This is a genomic window from Erythrobacter crassostreae, from assembly GCF_019204045.1.
Classification (GTDB): Bacteria; Pseudomonadota; Alphaproteobacteria; order Sphingomonadales; family Sphingomonadaceae; genus Erythrobacter; species Erythrobacter crassostreae.
Genome location: NZ_JAGSPC010000001.1, coordinates 38,054 through 53,989, shown reverse-complemented (window position 1 = coordinate 53,989; position 15,936 = coordinate 38,054). Strand labels below are relative to the sequence as shown.

Genomic DNA, 15,936 nt, shown 5'->3' with positions numbered 1-15,936 from the left:
GAAATCGCGCGCCCGGATGGGCGTGCGGAGACAGAAAATGACAGTCCGTATCCGCGTTATTCCCTGCCTCGACGTAGCCGATGGGCGCGTCGTGAAGGGCGTGAACTTCGTTGATCTGAAGGACGCTGGCGATCCGGTTGAGCAGGCCCGTGCCTATGATGCGGCGGGCGCGGATGAGCTGTGCTTCCTCGATATCTCCGCCAGCCACGAAGGGCGCGGCACATTGCTCGATATCGTGAAGCGCACGGCAGAGGTGTGCTTTATGCCGCTTACCGTTGGCGGCGGTGTGCGCAGTGTTGAGGATGCGCGCGCGCTGTTGCTTGCTGGCGCAGACAAGGTTGCGATCAATTCCGCTGCTGTCGCGCGGCCTGAACTGGTCAGCGAGATTGCCGCACAATTCGGCAGCCAGTGCGTTGTCGCCAGCGTCGATGCGCGCCGCGTGATCCTGCCCGTGGGTGAAGCGCTGCCTTATTGGGAAATCTTCACCCATGGCGGGCGCAAGAAAACCGGCATCAACGCGGTCGATTACGCAAAGAAAGTCGCTGATCTGGGCGCAGGCGAATTGCTTGTCACCAGCATGGACGGCGACGGGACAAAGGCGGGCTATGATCTCGAACTCACCCGAACCATTGCTGATGCAGTGAGCGTTCCGGTGATCGCCAGCGGCGGTGTCGGTACGCTGGATCATCTGGTTGAGGGCGTGACCAAAGGGCATGCGAGCGCCGTTTTGGCGGCGTCGATTTTCCATTTCGGCGAGCATTCTGTTTCCGAAGCGCACAAGGCCTTGCGAGACGCAGGCTTGCCCGCGCGCGGTGTTTAAGGGAAAAGCTGGGCTATGAGCACTTTGGAACGCCTTGAACAGACAATCGCCGCGCGCCGCGCCGCCTCGCCAGACAGCAGCTATGTCGCGAAACTCAACGCTAAGGGTGTGCCCAAAATCGCGCAAAAGGTCGGTGAGGAAGCCACCGAAACCGTGATCGCGGCTGTTTCCGGCAGCAATGAAGAATTGGTCGGTGAGAGCGCCGATTTGCTGTTTCACCTGATGGTTCTGCTGAATGCGAAGGGTGTGTCGTTTGACCACGTGCTGGCCGAATTGGACCGGCGCGAGGGGCTTTCGGGCCTTGATGAAAAAGCCTCACGTACGGAGTGACACATGCCGATTGATCCGACGCTGCCCTATGATGATAACAACATCTTCGCGAAGATCCTGCGCGGCGAAATCCCGTCCAGTAAAGTCTACGAAGACGAATGGGCGTTCGCTTTTGAAGACATCAATCCGCAGGCTGAAATACACACGTTGGTGATCCCGAAAGGGCGCTATGTCAGCTGGGATGATTTCTCGGCCAAGGCGTCCAACGAAGAGATCGGCGGCTTTGTTCGCGCAGTCGGCGAGGTGGCCCGCATGAAGGGCCTCGTTGAGCCAGGTTATCGGATGATGGCCAATATCGGCGCGCATGGCGGACAGGAAGTTCCGCATCTGCACGTCCACATCTTTGGCGGTCAACCACTGGGAAGAATGATATGTAATTAGGCCAGTCCATCCGGACTGACCTATCCTCGCATAAGCTCGGGCGCGCAGTCGCGCTTGCGGAACCTATCGGTTCCGAACCCGCGCGATTTTCAAGGTTGGTCCTCGGGCCGCAGGCCCGCAAGGGCGACCGCCCGCCCGCAGGCCCGACGGGCCGAGGATATCGCGCGCCGGATGGCGTGCGTAAAACAAATACGGCCTTTGCACTGAATCGCGGCTAGGCTAAACGCTCTCGTAATGGTTAACCCAACTCCTCCCGGCGGCGTGTTTGACGGCTCACGGCATCTTTATGCGGTGCGCGTCTATTATGAAGACACCGACCTTTCGGGCATCACCTATCACGCGAATTACCTGCGTTGGTTCGAACGCGCGCGCTCTGATCTGCTTCGCATGCTTCAGATTGACCAGCGCGCCGAGATTGAGGCGGGCGCCGAAGGCGGCGCCTATGCCGTGTCAGAGATCAATCTGAAATATCTGCGCCCGGCAAAACTAGATGATGACGTTGTGATCGAAACGACCTGTACAGAACTGGGCGCGGCAAGTTGCCGGATGCACCAGATTGCGTGGCGGGGCGACGAAAAGCTGTGCGAGGCTACCTTGCGCGTCGGATACATTTCACTCGAAGGGCGCCCAAAACGCCAACCGGCGCCGTGGCGCGCCGCATTCCAATCTTTCATGGACCAAGAGGCCTCATGACATTCACGCTTGAATTGCTTGCCGCTGCCGCTCCGGCCACACGGCTCGATCCGCTCGAACTGTTTATGGACGCCGACATCGTCGTTCAGGCGGTGATGGCTGGTTTGCTGATCGCCAGTATCTGGGTCTGGACGATTGTTGTTTCGTTTAGTCTGCGGATGAACCGTATGGAGGGCAAATCCCGTGAATACGAAGCCGATTTCTGGGAAACGCGCGACCGCGAAGCACTGCTTACGAAACAGCAGCGCCGCGATGTGGCATCGGCGCGGGTGGCGGCCGCTGGCCTTGATGAATGGAAGCGCTCAACAGCGGGCGTGACGATTGATACCGGCGCGGCGCGCGACCGGATCAATTCCGCGATGGAGGGGCAGGTCGCCCACGAAGCGGATGAACTTGCGGCGCGCCTCAACTTCCTCGCCACCACCGGATCGGTCGCGCCGTTCGTCGGCCTGTTCGGCACGGTCTGGGGCATCATGAACAGCTTCTTTCAGATCGGCGCTCAGGAAAGCTCCTCGCTCGCGGTGGTTGCTCCCGGCATTTCGGAGGCCCTGTTTGCAACCGCTATCGGCCTGTTTGCCGCTATTCCTGCGGTCATCGCCTACAACCGGTTTTCGAACCGCGTGAACCGTTATGAAGCAAAGCTGCAACGCTTTGCAGACCGCGTGCACGCTGGCCTAAGCCGCGAGCTGGATAAGAAATAATGTCGTTTTTGTTTCATGCACGCCCATCCGGGCGCGCGATTTCCTCGGCCCTTACGGGCCTGCGGGCGGGCCTGCAGGTGGCCTTTGGCCAGCTCCGTCTTCGACTTCGCTTCCGCCCTTGCGGTTGCTTTGCAACCGAGCATCGCCAGCTGCAGCCGTGTGAGAGTGCCTCATGGCTATGAGCTTAGCCTCTTCACGCTCCGGACGCAGGTCTCGCCGCGCGCCTATGGCGGAAATCAACGTCACCCCGTTTGTGGATGTGATGCTGGTGCTGCTCATCATCTTTATGGTCACCGCACCGTTGCTCGCCGTAGGTGTTCCGATTGAGCTGCCTGATAGCCGCGCCAATCCGGTTGATCAGACGCCGGAGCAGATCACCATTTCTGTTGATGGCGAGGGCGTGATCTTCATCGACAATGAAGCCGTTGAAACTGGCGGTTTTCCAGCGGCTCTGGCCGCGATTGATCGTCAAGCAGACGGACAATTGCCGGTTATCGTGTTCCGGGGCGACCGCGCCGTTGAGTACGGCCGTACGATGGCTGTACTCGGTGAATTGAACCGCGCTGGCTTTACCAACATATCGCTGGTCACCAGCGGTTCAGTCTCGCCGCCATAGCTTTTGCTACAATGGGAGAAGTAACCATCCAAGGCACCGGCATTCAGGAGGCCGGCATTTTTCGCAAAGAGGACAGCATCGCGCTGCCCGTTGCAGTCGTGCTGCATCTTGGCGTGGCGGCATTGCTTGTGCTGCAACCGGTGCGTGATGAAGTGGTCCAAATCCCGCAGCGCATGAGTGTGAGCCTTGCGACCGAGGTGGGTCTGGAGGCGACTGCGCCCGATCCTGCCTCGGAAAGCAGTGCCGCGATTGCGCCTGTATTGGGTGAAGAGCTGGCGCCTGACAACACCGAAGCGCCGACAGAGGCTGCGCCGGATACGACGCCAACTCCGCCACCGGTGAATGTCACGCGCAGCAACACGACAACACCGACACCGCCCGCGCGCGATCGTTCGCGTCCTGATCGGACACGCCCCAAGCCTTCGCCTTCTCCCGCCCGCGCCGCAGAGCGCGGCGGAGGCAGCCGGATCGGCGATGATTTCCTACCGGGGCAGGGCAGCTCGACAACAACGACCGAAACACGCGCGCCGGCGGCGACTTTTGGCCGCCGGGAACGCGCTTCGCTCGCCTCCGCCATTACGCGCCAATTGCGCCGTCACTGGACTGCGCCCAACGGCGTCGATGCGGACAAACTCGTTTCGACCGTTTCCTGGAAGCTTAATCAGAATGGCTCACTGCGCGGGTCCCCGACTTGCCGCACTGATCCGGGGAGCATAACCGCGTCAAACAAACCGCAGGCTGGCCTGCATTGTGACCGCGCAATCCGCGCGGTTCGGCGTGCCGCACCTTTCAAACTACCCGAGCAGTTCTATAGTCGCTGGGACGATCTCGAATGGACATTCGACAGAAGGCTTTGATAATGAAATTCACGATTTTTCTCGCTGCATTGGCTGGCCTGATGGCCGCTCCAGTGATGGCGCAAAATCAGGATCTTGGTGAGCCTCTCGCCGAAGGCGGCGAGGTCGCAGACGTGGCGATCGACGGCGGCGAGCTTGACGATGATGGCCCGCTGCGCGGCACCGTAACCGACGAAAGCGACTGGTCCGATATCGGCATCGCCATTCCGGCTTTCGCGACCAATCGCAACCGCACAACCGCCGCAAATGTCGACGGGACCGAGGCGTTGGGCAGTGAGATTGCCCGCGTTATCACCGCGAACCTCCGCAACAATGGCCTGTTCAAACCTGTCGGGCCAGACAGTCTGCCACAGCCAAATTTTCAGCAGATCAAGGCGCCAGCGTTTGGCACATGGGGCGGACGCGGAGCGGAAATGCTCGTCCACGGTTATGTCGTCGCGCAGGATGACGGGACGCTGGTCGTCGGTTGTTATCTCTATGATGTGGCGCTTCAGGATGAGCTGATCCGCGAAGGATACGAGGTTCGTCCGGCGGACTGGCGGCGCGCGGCGCACAAATGTTCTGACCTCGTATATTCGCGTCTGACCGGTGAAAGCCCGTTTTTCGATAGCCGGATCGCTTACATCGCGGAAACCGGCCCGAAGGATAAGCGCGTAAAACGTCTCGCTGTGATGGATAGCGACGGCGCGAACCACCGTTTCCTGACACTGGGCAGCGCCACCGCGCTCACCCCGCGTTACTCGCCTGACTACAAGAAACTCATGTATCTCAGCTATGTCGACGGCAACCCGCGCATCTATGTCTATGACATCGGCAGCGGAAAACAGACGTTGGTGACGGAGAACAGCAATCCGACCCTCGCGCCGCGCTGGTCGCCCGATGGACGGTCCGTGCTGTATTCGATGGCTGTCGCGGGCAACACGGACATTTACCGCGTGCCTGTCACCGGCGGGCGCAGCATCCGGCTGACCAACACGCCGGGCATCGACATTGGCGGATCATACTCGCCCGACGGATCAAAGATCGTGTTTGAAAGCGACCGTTCCGGATCGCAGCAATGCTATGTGATGGATGCGGATGGATCGAACCAGAAACGCATCAGCTTTTCCGGTGGCCGCTGCGCAACGCCGGAATGGAGCCCGCGCGGCGATCAGATCGCGTTTACGCGCATCGCCGGCGATTTCAACGTCGCGGTTATGTCCCCCAACGGGCGCGGCATGCGCGTGCTGACACGCGGATGGCAGGATGAGGCACCGACTTGGGCGCCCAATGGCCGCATCATCCAGTTTTTCCGCACAACCCGCAATTCCGGTCGCTCTGGTCTGTGGCAGGTCGATCTGACGGGCGACAATGAACGCCGCCTGCCAACTCCCGTCGATGCATCCGACCCTGCATGGGGCCCGATCCGCGATTAACGCCATACGAATTGAAACCAATCTGGGGTCGCACCCGAACACCAAAGGCCATTCTCGAAAGGATGAGATTATGAATTCGATGAAAGCCACAATGCTGCTGGTCGCTTCGGCCACCGCGCTCGCTGCTTGCGCGAAAAAACCGCCGGAAGAACTGCCGCCCGCACCGATTACCTCGCCGACGCCTGCGCCAATTGATAACACGCCGCGTCAATCCGGCCCGATTGTCGGATCGCAGGATCACTTTGCCGGAGCCGTTGGCAGCTCGACTGTGATTTACTTTGATACAGACAGATTCAACATCGACAGCAGCGATGCTGCCGCGCTTCAGGCGCAGGCGCAGTATTTTGCGCAATATCCGCAGCTAACCTTCACCGTTGAAGGCCACGCCGATGAACGCGGCACGCGCGAATACAACCTTGCGCTGGGTGAACGCCGTGCAAACGCCGCAAAGAACTATCTGGTCAGTCTGGGTGTTGGCGCAAACCGCATTCGCACCGTCAGCTATGGTAAGGAGCGCCCGGTCGCGCTTGCATCCAATCAGGCTGCGTGGGCGCAAAACCGCCGCGCCGCGAGCATCATCATAAACTGATCGGAAATCCGTCTGACTATTTATTCAGGCCGGGCGCAAGCTCGGCCTGAATAGTGAAGGGCTGCGACGGAGCCGATGATCCAGCGCCTGATCCGATCATGCCGTGCACCGATGCAAGGCTCAGCACCGTCAGAGCAAGCACGGAAAATAGGCTGGAGAGGGCAAGTTGATGGCTCATCAGGGTCTCTAATTGGGCGTTGATCGAAAGAGCTCGATGGCGCCGACAGGTAAACGTTCTATTGCAATGCAACATTTCACATCGAAACTGGTTCCTGTCTTTTCATAGCATTGGCTTTCCGCGCCACCTCGCCTAGGTAAAGCGCGTGATGCAATCGACAAACAACTCAGCTTTCAATGCCTAAGGCGCGCCGGTCCGATGATTGGGGCTTTCCCCGCTGGCGTTCGTATGAATCGTCTCGCGAGACTGTGGCTCAACGGGAGTGTGACCGGCATGGCTGCGGCGATCCGGGCCTGTGCCCAGCGCCGAAATCGCCAAACAATCCCGACAAATGGTATTTCTGCCAAAAGCACGCGGCGGAATACAACAAGGGCTGGGACTATTTCGAGGGCCTCGACAAAGAGGAGAAGGCGCAGCGCGCCAAATCCGAGCGGCAGGAAAGCGCCGGCTATGCTGAGGCATCGCATTATGGCTGGACCGGATCGGGCGATGGCAGCCGCAGCGCCGATGAGATGATGGCGCTTGAGGTGCTGGAACTTGAGGCGGACGCTGATTACCCCGCGATCAAGAAAGCCTACCGCGCCAAAGCCAAAGAAGTGCATCCCGATGTAAAGCCGGGCGATGAAGAGGCGGCCAAACAGTTTCAGGCCATTCAGGTCAGCTACGAAGTCCTCCGCGCCGCCGAAGAACGGCGCAGCTGGAAAGGCTAGTTGCGCTCCAATTACAGTTCGGAGAACGTCATGCGTATCCTAGCCTTCGCGGCCAGCAATTCATCCGTCTCGATCAATCAGCAGCTTGCCGCCTATGCAGCCAGTCTCGCCGAAGGCGCAGAGATCGAGATGCTGGAAATCCATGACTACGAAATGCCGATCTATCGCCACGACCGCGAGGAAGAGAGCGGCATCCCGCAGCAGGCACACGACTTCCTCGCCAAAGTCGGATCAGCAGATGCGCTGATCATCTCCTTCGCCGAGCATAACGGCATCTACACCGCAGCATTCAAAAACCTGTTCGACTGGTGCAGCCGCGTGGGCCGTGATGTCTGGCGGGACAAACCGATGGTGCTGCTATCGACCTCTCCCGGCGGACGCGGGGGCAAAGGCGTGCTTGAATTTGCGACCGGACATATGCCGCGTTTTGGAGGCAATCTGGTGGGGTATTTGTCCGTCCCGAGCTTTGGCGAGAATTTTGATACCGGCGCTCACAAACTGATCGACGATACGCTCAACACACAGCTGCGCGGACTGATCGCAATGCTGGCAAATTCGGTGACTGAACAATGAAGACCATTTATCTCGCGATTGTCGGCATGGTCTGTGTGACAGCGATCGGATGCTCCGGTTCTGAGGCTGCGCAGCCTGAAAGCGCGCCAACACAGACGTCCGATATCCACGCCGACCACAAAGCGGAACAGGCCGCGCGTGAATTGATCCGATTGATGGCAGCGGGCGAATTTGAGGCGGCGGCGAAGCTGACCGCACAGCCGGACTATATGAAGCGGCAGATTGATCGTGAAGTCGCCACCTATGGTCTTGAAGGGACTAAGGAACGCTGGGGCGGAGTGCTGGAGGACCGCAAAGTTCGCTCCATCAGCGAATCCGGCGCCTATGCGATGATACTGGTCGAGCGCCCCGGGTCGGATTTCTCGCCGGTCTCCTCTGAAATTTACAGGTTGAACGCGGATGGCAGCTACACTGTAGATTTGCTTCCCGGGCCGAACATCCCTTGCCCATTGGTTCGCGAATATTACATTCAGAAAGGCGAGCCCGATGGCGAGGCGCCTTGCGCCGCAGTGCAGCCGGATTGACCGGTTCGCTCTAATCCGAAGCTAAGCCCCCGGCTTACCGCGATTGATTGCGGAAATCGGGGTGTCGTTCCACCATGCCACATCTGTGAATGGGCGCGCGTCGATTTCATGCGTCCAGCAATTGCGCGGTTGCTGCGCGAGGTGCCAATAGGTTTCGGCGAGGGCCGCTGGATCGATCACACCGTCTTCGCCCTTTGACGCCTTATACGCTTCGAATTTGTCGCCTAACAGCTTGCCCAGCGTGTCCGGCGCATCGACCGAACCGTCCACCACGACATGCGCAACATGGATGCCCTGAGGCGCGAACTCTGCGTTCAGCGTCTGGCACAGCATCCGGCGGCCCGCCATCGCGGCGGCGTGGCTGTGCTGGCCCGCGTTTCCCCGAACGGCAGCGGTGGCGGACGTGACGAGCAAACTGCCTTTCCCGCGCTCCACCATGGCGGGCAGCATGGCATGGGAGAGGCGGAAGAGGCCAAATGTGCCAAGCCGCCAGCCAAGCTCAAATGTGCTGTGCGGCGTATCATGCAGCGCTCGATTTCCGATCTGCGCGCCCAAATTGTAGAGCGCGCAATCAATCGGGCCGATATCGCGCTCTGTGCGCTCGATCAGTTCCTCGATGGTGCCGTCTTCCGATGCGTTGAGCAAAGTGCCCGAGGCGCTGCCGCCTGCTTCCTCGATCTCGCTGACCAGTTTCGCCAGACCTTCTTCATCAGAGCGCCGTGCAAGCACCGCGTGATACCCGCCTGCGGCGAAACGCGCAGCGGCATGGCCGCCAATTCCAGCGCCCGCGCCGATGACTAGAAAAACGGGTTTGCGAGTGGTCATTACGTGTCCTTTTTCGGGCAACGGCAAGTGCTAGTCGGCCCCATGATAGGGAAGCAGCAGTGGCCCCTTATACTCGCGGAGGCCGTTTTTGGCGACATCGTCCATTTTCGAAATGACCCGTACCGGACAATCTGCATCGCGCAGCATTTTCAGAACATCCTCGTCCTTGCGAAACGGGGCCAGGACACCGGGAAACAAAGGATCGAATATCGAGCAAAGGCTCGAGTAATTGCGCTCCAGACCAATTCGCTCTTCGAGCGTTTCGAGCAGCGCCGCTTTCCGTCCGTCTTTGGCAAGCAGGTACATCTTGAAATCGAGGTGGCCCCGGTATCCAAACCGCAACCCAAACGGCTCTTCGCGTACGAAATACAGATATCTCTCCGTCGCGTTTTCGGCATAATTCAGATCGCCAGTGCGAATGGCGTCCACGATCAGATTGCGGCTGTACTTGCTAAGCGGCAGGCCCACCCTGTCACCTGCCGGCCCGCTAAACAGAGACCATGCCGTCCTAAAATCATCGCGAGCCTCTTTGACCCGACCCAGTTTTAGCAAGACATCGCCATAGCGCCGGTGGGCAAAACCGCGGCGAAAATCGTCATACTTCATCAGATCGCCGCTGACATTCTCGACAAGATCGCGGGCCACGGGCAGGGCGGCTTCCCAATCTTCGAGTTTGATTAGCGCAGAGAGCTTCACTTCAAGCAGTTTTGAGCGAAGATGCTCCTGCAGCGGCCAACGAGGCGCGCCGATAAAGTCCAGCCCTTGATCCGCGTATGCGATGCCCTGCCGCTGGTTCGCAGCCATATCTCCGGTCGGCTCGCCCTGCGCAAAGCTGGCAAGAGTAAATAACTGCGTGGCGCGAAGAACAGGCCAGCACGTGACTGCAGTCTCATCAAGATCAAGATCATGCCGCGCGTCGCAGCTCGACACATCGCCGCGCTTGTCGAGCGGAATTGTGTGGTCAAGGATCGGTGGACGCGACCATTCGAGCAAAGTCTCACCCTCTTTGGGCGGATCATCAGGGTAAGTCTGCTCGAATTGCGCTGCCGCAGGCGCTGCGAGGCACAGGCTGATGAACAGCGCTGCGCCTCGGAGTAGTTTAATCCAATTCATCCGCGCAGTTATACATGCTCCAGAGCCTGCGCAAAGTCCGCGATCAGATCATCTGCATCTTCGATACCGACGCTGATCCGGACGAGATTATCGGTAATACCAAGAGCATCCTTGCGCTCTTGCGGCACGGACAGATGCGTCATCGCTGCCGGGTGGCTGGCGAGCGTCTCTGTCCCGCCCAGGCTGACCGCGAGTTTCGCGATGGTGAGGTGGTCGAGGAAGCGGAAGCTTTCCGCCTCGCCGCCTTTGATAAACACGCTGAACGTGCTGCCTGCGCCTTTGCAGTGGCGGTCATAGATATCCTGCTGACGAGCATCCTCGATCAGTCCGAGATAGCCGAGGCCTTCGACCTTGGGGTGGCTTTTCAGGAAGGCGCAAACCTTCGCAGCGTTCTCACCCGCGCGCTGCATACGCAGCTCAACGGTTTCAAGCGAGCGCAGCAGCATCCATGCCGTGTTCGGATCGACAATACCGCCCATTGTGTTGCGCAGTGCGCGAACCGGATCCATCCATTTCTTCGCGCCCGCAATCGAACCTGCAACGAGATCGGAGTGGCCGCCGACATATTTGGTCAGCGAGTAGCAAACCACGTCGGCACCGTTGTCGAGTGGTCGTTGCCAAAGAGGGCCGAGGAAGGTGTTGTCGATCGCGATAGGGCAATCCCATTTCAGGTTTGCATCGCGTGCTTCTTTGACAGCTTCGATATCGACCAGAGCGTTGGTCGGGTTGGCCGGGCTTTCGAGGTAGATCATAGCGACCTTGCCGCCGTTTTCGCCAGCTTGTTTCTTCGCTCGCTTGAGCACGTCATCGAGTTCCTCACGTGTCGCACCAGCGGGGAAATCGACATAGGTCACGCCGAATTTGGACAGGAATTTTGCAACGAAGCCTTCCGACGCTGCATAAAGCGGGCCGGAATGGACGATCACATCGCCTTGGCTGACATAGGCCATCATCAGAATGCAGATCGCGGTCATACCGGATGAGAATGTCAGCGCGTCTTCTGCGCCGTCCCATACTGCGAGGCGATCTTCGAGGATTTCTTGGTTCGGCCCGTTGAACCGCGAATAGACGAGGCCCTCTGCGCCGCCCGGACGCTTACCGGTGATGCCTTCGAAATGGCGTTTGCCCGCCGCGGCGTTTTCGAATGCGAAGGTAGAGGTGAGGAAGATAGGCGCTTTCAGCGACCCTTCCGAAAGGGCTGGATCGTATCCGTGGCCCATCATCAGAGTCGACGGTTTTAACTCGCGTCCGCCGATGCTGGTTTTTTCCGGCTTGGGTTTGCGGCGTGGGGTTGGGGCGGCGATCGGGTCTACGGAATCGGTCATGCCGAAATCCTTCCTGTTGAACGCTCCCAGGAAGGCAGGAGCCAATTGTTTGGCTCGCGGGCACCCGCTTCTAACCTCCGCAGAAACGCAACTCCCCCGAGCCGTGCAATGGCCGAGGACTACCGCCGACTAGTTTCGTTTGCAACCGGTTGAAGCGCGACTTTCCGCAATCTGATCAGACAATGGCAGCGATCACCCATACCATTCCGACGATCAGGAATACGCCTACAATATCGAGCACCAATCCTGCGCCGACCATACGCTCAATCCGAATACGCTCCGTGCTCCATGCAATGGCGTTCGGACCGGTTCCGGCGGGCAGCATAAAGCCCCAGCTCGCGGCAAGCGCGGCTGGTATCGCGAGCAGGACAGGGTCTGCGCCTAGCGCAACGATGAGCGCGGCGATGACCGGAATGATGCCGGTGGCTGTCGCGACATTGCTGGCGAATTCAGTGATGACGATAATCATCGCGACCACACACAGCGCGACGACGAACAAAGGCAGGCTTTCGAGCGGCAGGAGCGCCTCACCCAGCCAATTGGCAAGGCCCGATGCCTGCATCCCTGCGGCCAGTGCCAACCCGCCGCCGAACATCATGATTACGCCCCATGGCGCGCGGTTCGCCTCTTTCCAATTGAGCAGTGGGCGGCCCGTGCCATCGGGCAGCAGGAACAAGGCCAAGCTGGCGATGATTGCAATCGTGCCGTTGGTCCATGATCCATCGGGCAGGTAAGGGCGCACCCATTGCACTGTCATCCACGCAACGAACGTGAGCGCGACAACGGGGATCAGCCGCTTTTCCGCGCTGCTCCATGCCGCATGTGTGTCGATCGCCGCGCGTGCCGCAGCCACATCGAACGGGTGATCCGCGACCCGCTGAAACTTGGCGATGATAAACGCAGCGAGCGGCACGCCGATGATCACTATGGGCAGACCGTAAAGCGTCCATTGCGCAAAGGTGATTTCCATCCCGATCATCGTGTCGAGCAAGCCGACAGCGATCGCATTGGTGGGGGAACCGACAATCGTGCCAAGCCCGCCGATCGATGCGGCGAAGGCGATCCCCATCGGGAGCGCGCCTGACAGGCCTTCTTTGCTCAAAACTTCTGTCGGCGCGGTGCTTTCAGACAGGCCCTCTCCGCCAGCGAGCACGGCCAAGGCCATCGGCATCATGATGAGCGCGGTGGAGGTGTTGGAGATCAACATCGAAAGCAGCGCGGCGGAAATCATAAATGCCAGCAGCAATTGCGTCTGGCCGCCGCCGCTTCCCACGAAACGCAGGATCGCGAGGCTGAGCCGTTTGTGCAGCCCCGTCCGTTCAATCGCGAGCGCTAGAAACGCGCCGCCCAAGAGCAGAAACAGGATCGGCGAATAATAGGTGCTGGCGACATCACGAGCGCTCGAAACACCGCTGAATGGCAAAATCACAAATGGCAGCAGGGCGGTTGCCGTCAGGGGCACCGCCTCTGTCATCCACCATGTAGCCATCCAGACTACCAAACCCGCAACCAGCCATGCGCCGGCGGGCATTCCTGCAGGCGGCGCGGTGAAAACGGTGATTGCGAAAATAAGAGGGCCAAGAAACCGGCCGATCCGCTGTGCAGTCATTTCAGTTTTGCGCCCCCAATGATCTAGGCGCTGTTCTTGCGGCAGTCTGGCGCAGTGTCCAGAGCGGGCGCGGCCGAGCCCAGACTATTTCACACTATTCGACTTCTTTTTGCTCGCCTGCAAACTCGCCATCGCCATAGATGACCATGCCTGTGCGGATGCCGCGTTTGGTAGCCTTGGTCAGCTTGTTCTGGCGTTCTGTGATCAGCCGCTGGATCGACATGCTGATGGGTGAATTGGGATTAAGCGCGCTGCGCGGTGTGTAGGAGCGGAACAGCCGGTCGCCGCCCGTTGGATCGGTCGCTGTGCCGAAATTGAAAAAGCCCGGTGCCTTCTCTCCGCGGGTTAGATCGGCCAGATCGGTTTCGTATGTGTTGTAGCGTGTTTCATTTGTGCGTTCGATCAAACTGCGCACTTCGTCACCGGCAAACTGGCTAAGATGGCCGCGCAACTGGTTGAAATCGGCGAAGTAGTACGGCGCGGCTTCCTCGTAGATTTTTGAAACTTGCAGTGCGCCTGAAAACTTCTCAACGCCGCGCAGGGAGTTCACGAACTCCTCGGCTGACAGCGCAAGCAAAGCATCGACGTTCTGGCCGCTATAGGCCAGCCGTTGGATCGACGGTCCGCCAATTTCACCACGCCAAAAGCCGTAAATGACCTTTGGATCGCGCCAGTTGGGAAAGACGATTCCTTCGCGGATGTCGCGTGGGCTGAGCGCCACGCCGTTGACCGAAACGAGCTTGGCATCATCGAGCGATGCGCTGTTTGATCCAAACCGTCTGGAGCGCGGTTCGCTAAGCGGATAGGCACCCGCGAGCGCTTCAATCATCGCGACGTTGTGCAGATTGAGCCAATAGGCCAGCTGTTCGTTGCGAGGCAGGCCCGTGATGTCCAGCTCTGTGCCGATCCGTTCAAGATCCATCCTGTAGTCGGTGAGCGAAGCGCGCACGTCATCATCAAAGAAACTGAATGCGACCCTGTTTCCTTCAAGGCGATAGCGGGAATCGTGGCCATAGACACGGCGGCTGCCGGTGAACGGTTCAACCCTCGGCGCCCCTTCGCGCAGGGACGGTCCCATTGGGATGACAAACCAGCCGAGCGCTTCGTCCCAATGGGCGTAGTCGATCCGGTGCTCGGTGCTGCTCGCTGCAGGGGCGAACTGCTCGACACCGCCCGAAGTTGCAGCGGTGCTGCGGGTCTGAAAGCTGTCGGAGGTGCTTTCCGCGGTAGCGGGCGCAGCGAGCGATGAACAGGCGAGGGCAGCGGCTACCGAACGAAGTTGCATTGCATTTCTCCCACTATGACAGATCAGGCCGCCCCAACGAGCGCGGACTATAGATTTGAGCGAAGGTAACACAGGGATGGATTAGAACAAAAAACCGTCACCATTGCCGATTTGCTATTCGACCTCACCCTTATTGGGATCGTCTCCCGGGAGAATGATATTGCTGAATGTGACGGTTCCGGTGCGCAGACCTTTACGCTGGATATAATCCAGTTTCTGCGCTCGCTGATTAAGCAGGTTGATAATCCCCTGGTTCAACTTCCCGTTGGAGAAGAAAGAATTGAACCTCGCACCGCCGGAAAGATCGGCAATGTCATGCTCTCGTAAGGTGGCTTTCAAGGCATTTGTGGCGTTGACCCGTTCAAGCACCTCGCCTTCGACATGGGACAAGAGGTGATCGCGCAAATCCGTTTCAAAGTCGGTGAAGTAAAAGGGCGCAGCTTCGAGATAGAGCCTTGAGACATGCAAAGTCTTTCCGCGCTTTTCCACACCGCGGCGCGAATTGGCGAATTCCTTCGCCGCCCTGTCAAGCTGGTCCGACAGCTTGTTTGCTTCATATGCCCGGCGCTGAATGGCCGGCCCGCCGATCTCGCCGTGCCAGAAACCATAGATCACCTTGGCATTCGACCAATTGGGATAGACGATGCGGGTGCGGATATCTTTTGGCGACAACGCGACGCCTTCAACCGTGATGAACTTTGCGTCATCGAGCGGCACACCGTCTAACTCGATTGTGCGCGGTTGGCGAACGGGCCATGCTTTCGCAACTTGCTCAACCATCGCGACATTGTGCAGGTTCAGCCAGAAAGCGAGCTGTTCGTTGCGAGGGATTGATTGGATGTCGAGACCGTCTGCGACCCGCTCCAGATCCTCGCGATATTCTGTGAAGCTCGCGATGATGTTGGGCGGCATGAACGAAAAACCCATCATCGCGCCGTCGAGCCGGTAAAGGGAATTGTGACCGGCGCGTTGGCGTGTGCCGAGCGTACCTGCCAACTCGAACGGTTTCTTGCGAAGGGGTGGCCCCATCGAAATGACGAAACTGTTCAGAGCCGATGTCCAGATCGAATAGTCGATCCGGTGCTCAATCCTGTCATCATTGGGCACAAATGTCGCGATCGGTTTCGGCGTTTCTTGCGCTACGGTCGGGTCAGACTGAGCGTATGCCGGCATCGCTGACTGACCAAGCGCTGCACAGGCGATTGCCCAGCGAAAAACTCTTTTGCTTCTGTTCGTCATCGACCCCCACCACTTCCCCGTACAACGCTGTTTATACATTGAAACGCGGTTTCATAACCCATCATGAATTGCGCAAACAAAAAAGACCGTCAGGATCGCTCCTGACGGTCTTTGCTTAATCTGATCTCTCAGAACGAGGCCGAATTAGAGTTG

Annotated in this window: 19 protein-coding genes; 12 read left to right on the top strand and 7 right to left on the bottom strand. The window is 59.0% G+C overall.

Annotated elements, in window-relative coordinates; genetic code table 11:
• The first annotated feature begins 37 nt into the window (after positions 1–37).
• From hisF to pal, 9 genes are all read left to right on the top strand, one after another.
• Positions 38–820 (top strand): imidazole glycerol phosphate synthase subunit HisF, encoded by a 783-nt coding sequence (gene hisF / locus KCG46_RS00255; protein WP_218403379.1) that lies wholly within the window; start codon positions 38–40, stop codon positions 818–820.
• Between the two features lie 15 nt (positions 821–835).
• The gene (locus tag KCG46_RS00250) at positions 836–1,150 is read left to right on the top strand and encodes a phosphoribosyl-ATP diphosphatase (RefSeq protein ID WP_218403378.1); all 315 of its coding nucleotides are present in this window, start codon (positions 836–838) and stop codon (positions 1,148–1,150) included.
• A gap of 3 nt (positions 1,151–1,153) precedes the next feature.
• Positions 1,154–1,531, top strand: a complete 378-nt coding sequence (locus KCG46_RS00245) for a histidine triad nucleotide-binding protein (protein ID WP_218403377.1) — start codon at positions 1,154–1,156, stop codon at positions 1,529–1,531.
• A gap of 234 nt (positions 1,532–1,765) precedes the next feature.
• The gene (locus KCG46_RS00240; protein WP_218403376.1) at positions 1,766–2,224 is read left to right on the top strand and encodes a YbgC/FadM family acyl-CoA thioesterase; all 459 of its coding nucleotides are present in this window, start codon (positions 1,766–1,768) and stop codon (positions 2,222–2,224) included.
• Positions 2,221–2,925 carry a protein TolQ gene (gene tolQ, locus KCG46_RS00235; protein ID WP_218403375.1) on the top strand — a complete coding sequence of 235 codons (705 nt, stop codon included), beginning with the start codon at positions 2,221–2,223 and terminating at the stop codon, positions 2,923–2,925. The genes KCG46_RS00240 and tolQ overlap by 4 nt, the downstream gene beginning before the upstream one ends.
• A 172-nt stretch (positions 2,926–3,097) precedes the next feature.
• Positions 3,098–3,541 carry an ExbD/TolR family protein gene (locus KCG46_RS00230; RefSeq protein ID WP_218403374.1) on the top strand — a complete coding sequence of 148 codons (444 nt, stop codon included), beginning with the start codon at positions 3,098–3,100 and terminating at the stop codon, positions 3,539–3,541.
• A gap of 11 nt (positions 3,542–3,552) precedes the next feature.
• Positions 3,553–4,398: a cell envelope integrity protein TolA gene (tolA, locus tag KCG46_RS00225; RefSeq protein ID WP_255551686.1), complete on the top strand. Its 846-nt coding sequence runs from the start codon at positions 3,553–3,555 to the stop codon at positions 4,396–4,398.
• Between the two features lie 2 nt (positions 4,399–4,400).
• Positions 4,401–5,813, top strand: a complete 1,413-nt coding sequence (tolB, locus tag KCG46_RS00220; protein ID WP_218403373.1) for a Tol-Pal system beta propeller repeat protein TolB — start codon at positions 4,401–4,403, stop codon at positions 5,811–5,813.
• 70 nt (positions 5,814–5,883) lie between these two features.
• Positions 5,884–6,402, top strand: a complete 519-nt coding sequence (gene pal / locus KCG46_RS00215; protein ID WP_218403372.1) for a peptidoglycan-associated lipoprotein Pal — start codon at positions 5,884–5,886, stop codon at positions 6,400–6,402.
• 16 nt (positions 6,403–6,418) lie between these two features.
• On the opposite strand, the gene KCG46_RS00210 is transcribed toward pal, so the two are convergent.
• On the bottom strand, positions 6,419–6,580 hold the full coding sequence (locus KCG46_RS00210) for a hypothetical protein (protein WP_218403371.1): 162 nt from the start codon (positions 6,578–6,580) through the stop codon (positions 6,419–6,421).
• Positions 6,581–6,756: 176 nt separating this feature from the next.
• On the opposite strand from KCG46_RS00210, the gene KCG46_RS00205 reads away from it, so the two are divergent.
• From KCG46_RS00205 to KCG46_RS00195, 3 genes are read left to right on the top strand one after another with little or no spacing between them, the layout of a single operon-like run.
• Positions 6,757–7,290: a J domain-containing protein gene (locus tag KCG46_RS00205; RefSeq protein ID WP_218403370.1), complete on the top strand. Its 534-nt coding sequence runs from the start codon at positions 6,757–6,759 to the stop codon at positions 7,288–7,290.
• Positions 7,291–7,320: 30 nt separating this feature from the next.
• A complete protein-coding gene (locus KCG46_RS00200; protein WP_218403369.1) occupies positions 7,321–7,863 on the top strand; it encodes an NADPH-dependent FMN reductase in 543 nt (180 codons plus the stop codon).
• Complete coding sequence (locus KCG46_RS00195; protein ID WP_218403368.1) at positions 7,860–8,387, top strand: hypothetical protein; 528 nt, start codon at positions 7,860–7,862, stop codon at positions 8,385–8,387. Before KCG46_RS00200 ends, KCG46_RS00195 begins: the two co-directional genes overlap by 4 nt.
• A gap of 21 nt (positions 8,388–8,408) precedes the next feature.
• Here the strand turns inward: KCG46_RS00195 and KCG46_RS00190 are convergent, their stop codons facing one another.
• The 6 genes from KCG46_RS00190 to KCG46_RS00165 form a co-directional block, all read right to left on the bottom strand.
• A complete protein-coding gene (locus KCG46_RS00190) occupies positions 8,409–9,212 on the bottom strand; it encodes an SDR family NAD(P)-dependent oxidoreductase (protein ID WP_218403367.1) in 804 nt (267 codons plus the stop codon).
• Between the two features lie 30 nt (positions 9,213–9,242).
• The gene (locus KCG46_RS00185; protein WP_218403366.1) at positions 9,243–10,325 is read right to left on the bottom strand and encodes a hypothetical protein; all 1,083 of its coding nucleotides are present in this window, start codon (positions 10,323–10,325) and stop codon (positions 9,243–9,245) included.
• Positions 10,326–10,333: 8 nt separating this feature from the next.
• On the bottom strand, positions 10,334–11,650 hold the full coding sequence (locus tag KCG46_RS00180) for a cystathionine gamma-synthase family protein (protein WP_218403365.1): 1,317 nt from the start codon (positions 11,648–11,650) through the stop codon (positions 10,334–10,336).
• A gap of 175 nt (positions 11,651–11,825) precedes the next feature.
• A complete protein-coding gene (locus KCG46_RS00175) occupies positions 11,826–13,259 on the bottom strand; it encodes an SLC13 family permease (RefSeq protein ID WP_218403364.1) in 1,434 nt (477 codons plus the stop codon).
• A 94-nt stretch (positions 13,260–13,353) separates the two neighbouring features.
• Positions 13,354–14,544: a DUF547 domain-containing protein gene (locus KCG46_RS00170; protein ID WP_218403363.1), complete on the bottom strand. Its 1,191-nt coding sequence runs from the start codon at positions 14,542–14,544 to the stop codon at positions 13,354–13,356.
• A gap of 114 nt (positions 14,545–14,658) precedes the next feature.
• Positions 14,659–15,783: a DUF547 domain-containing protein gene (locus KCG46_RS00165; protein ID WP_218403362.1), complete on the bottom strand. Its 1,125-nt coding sequence runs from the start codon at positions 15,781–15,783 to the stop codon at positions 14,659–14,661.
• Between the last annotated feature and the right edge of the window lie 153 nt (positions 15,784–15,936).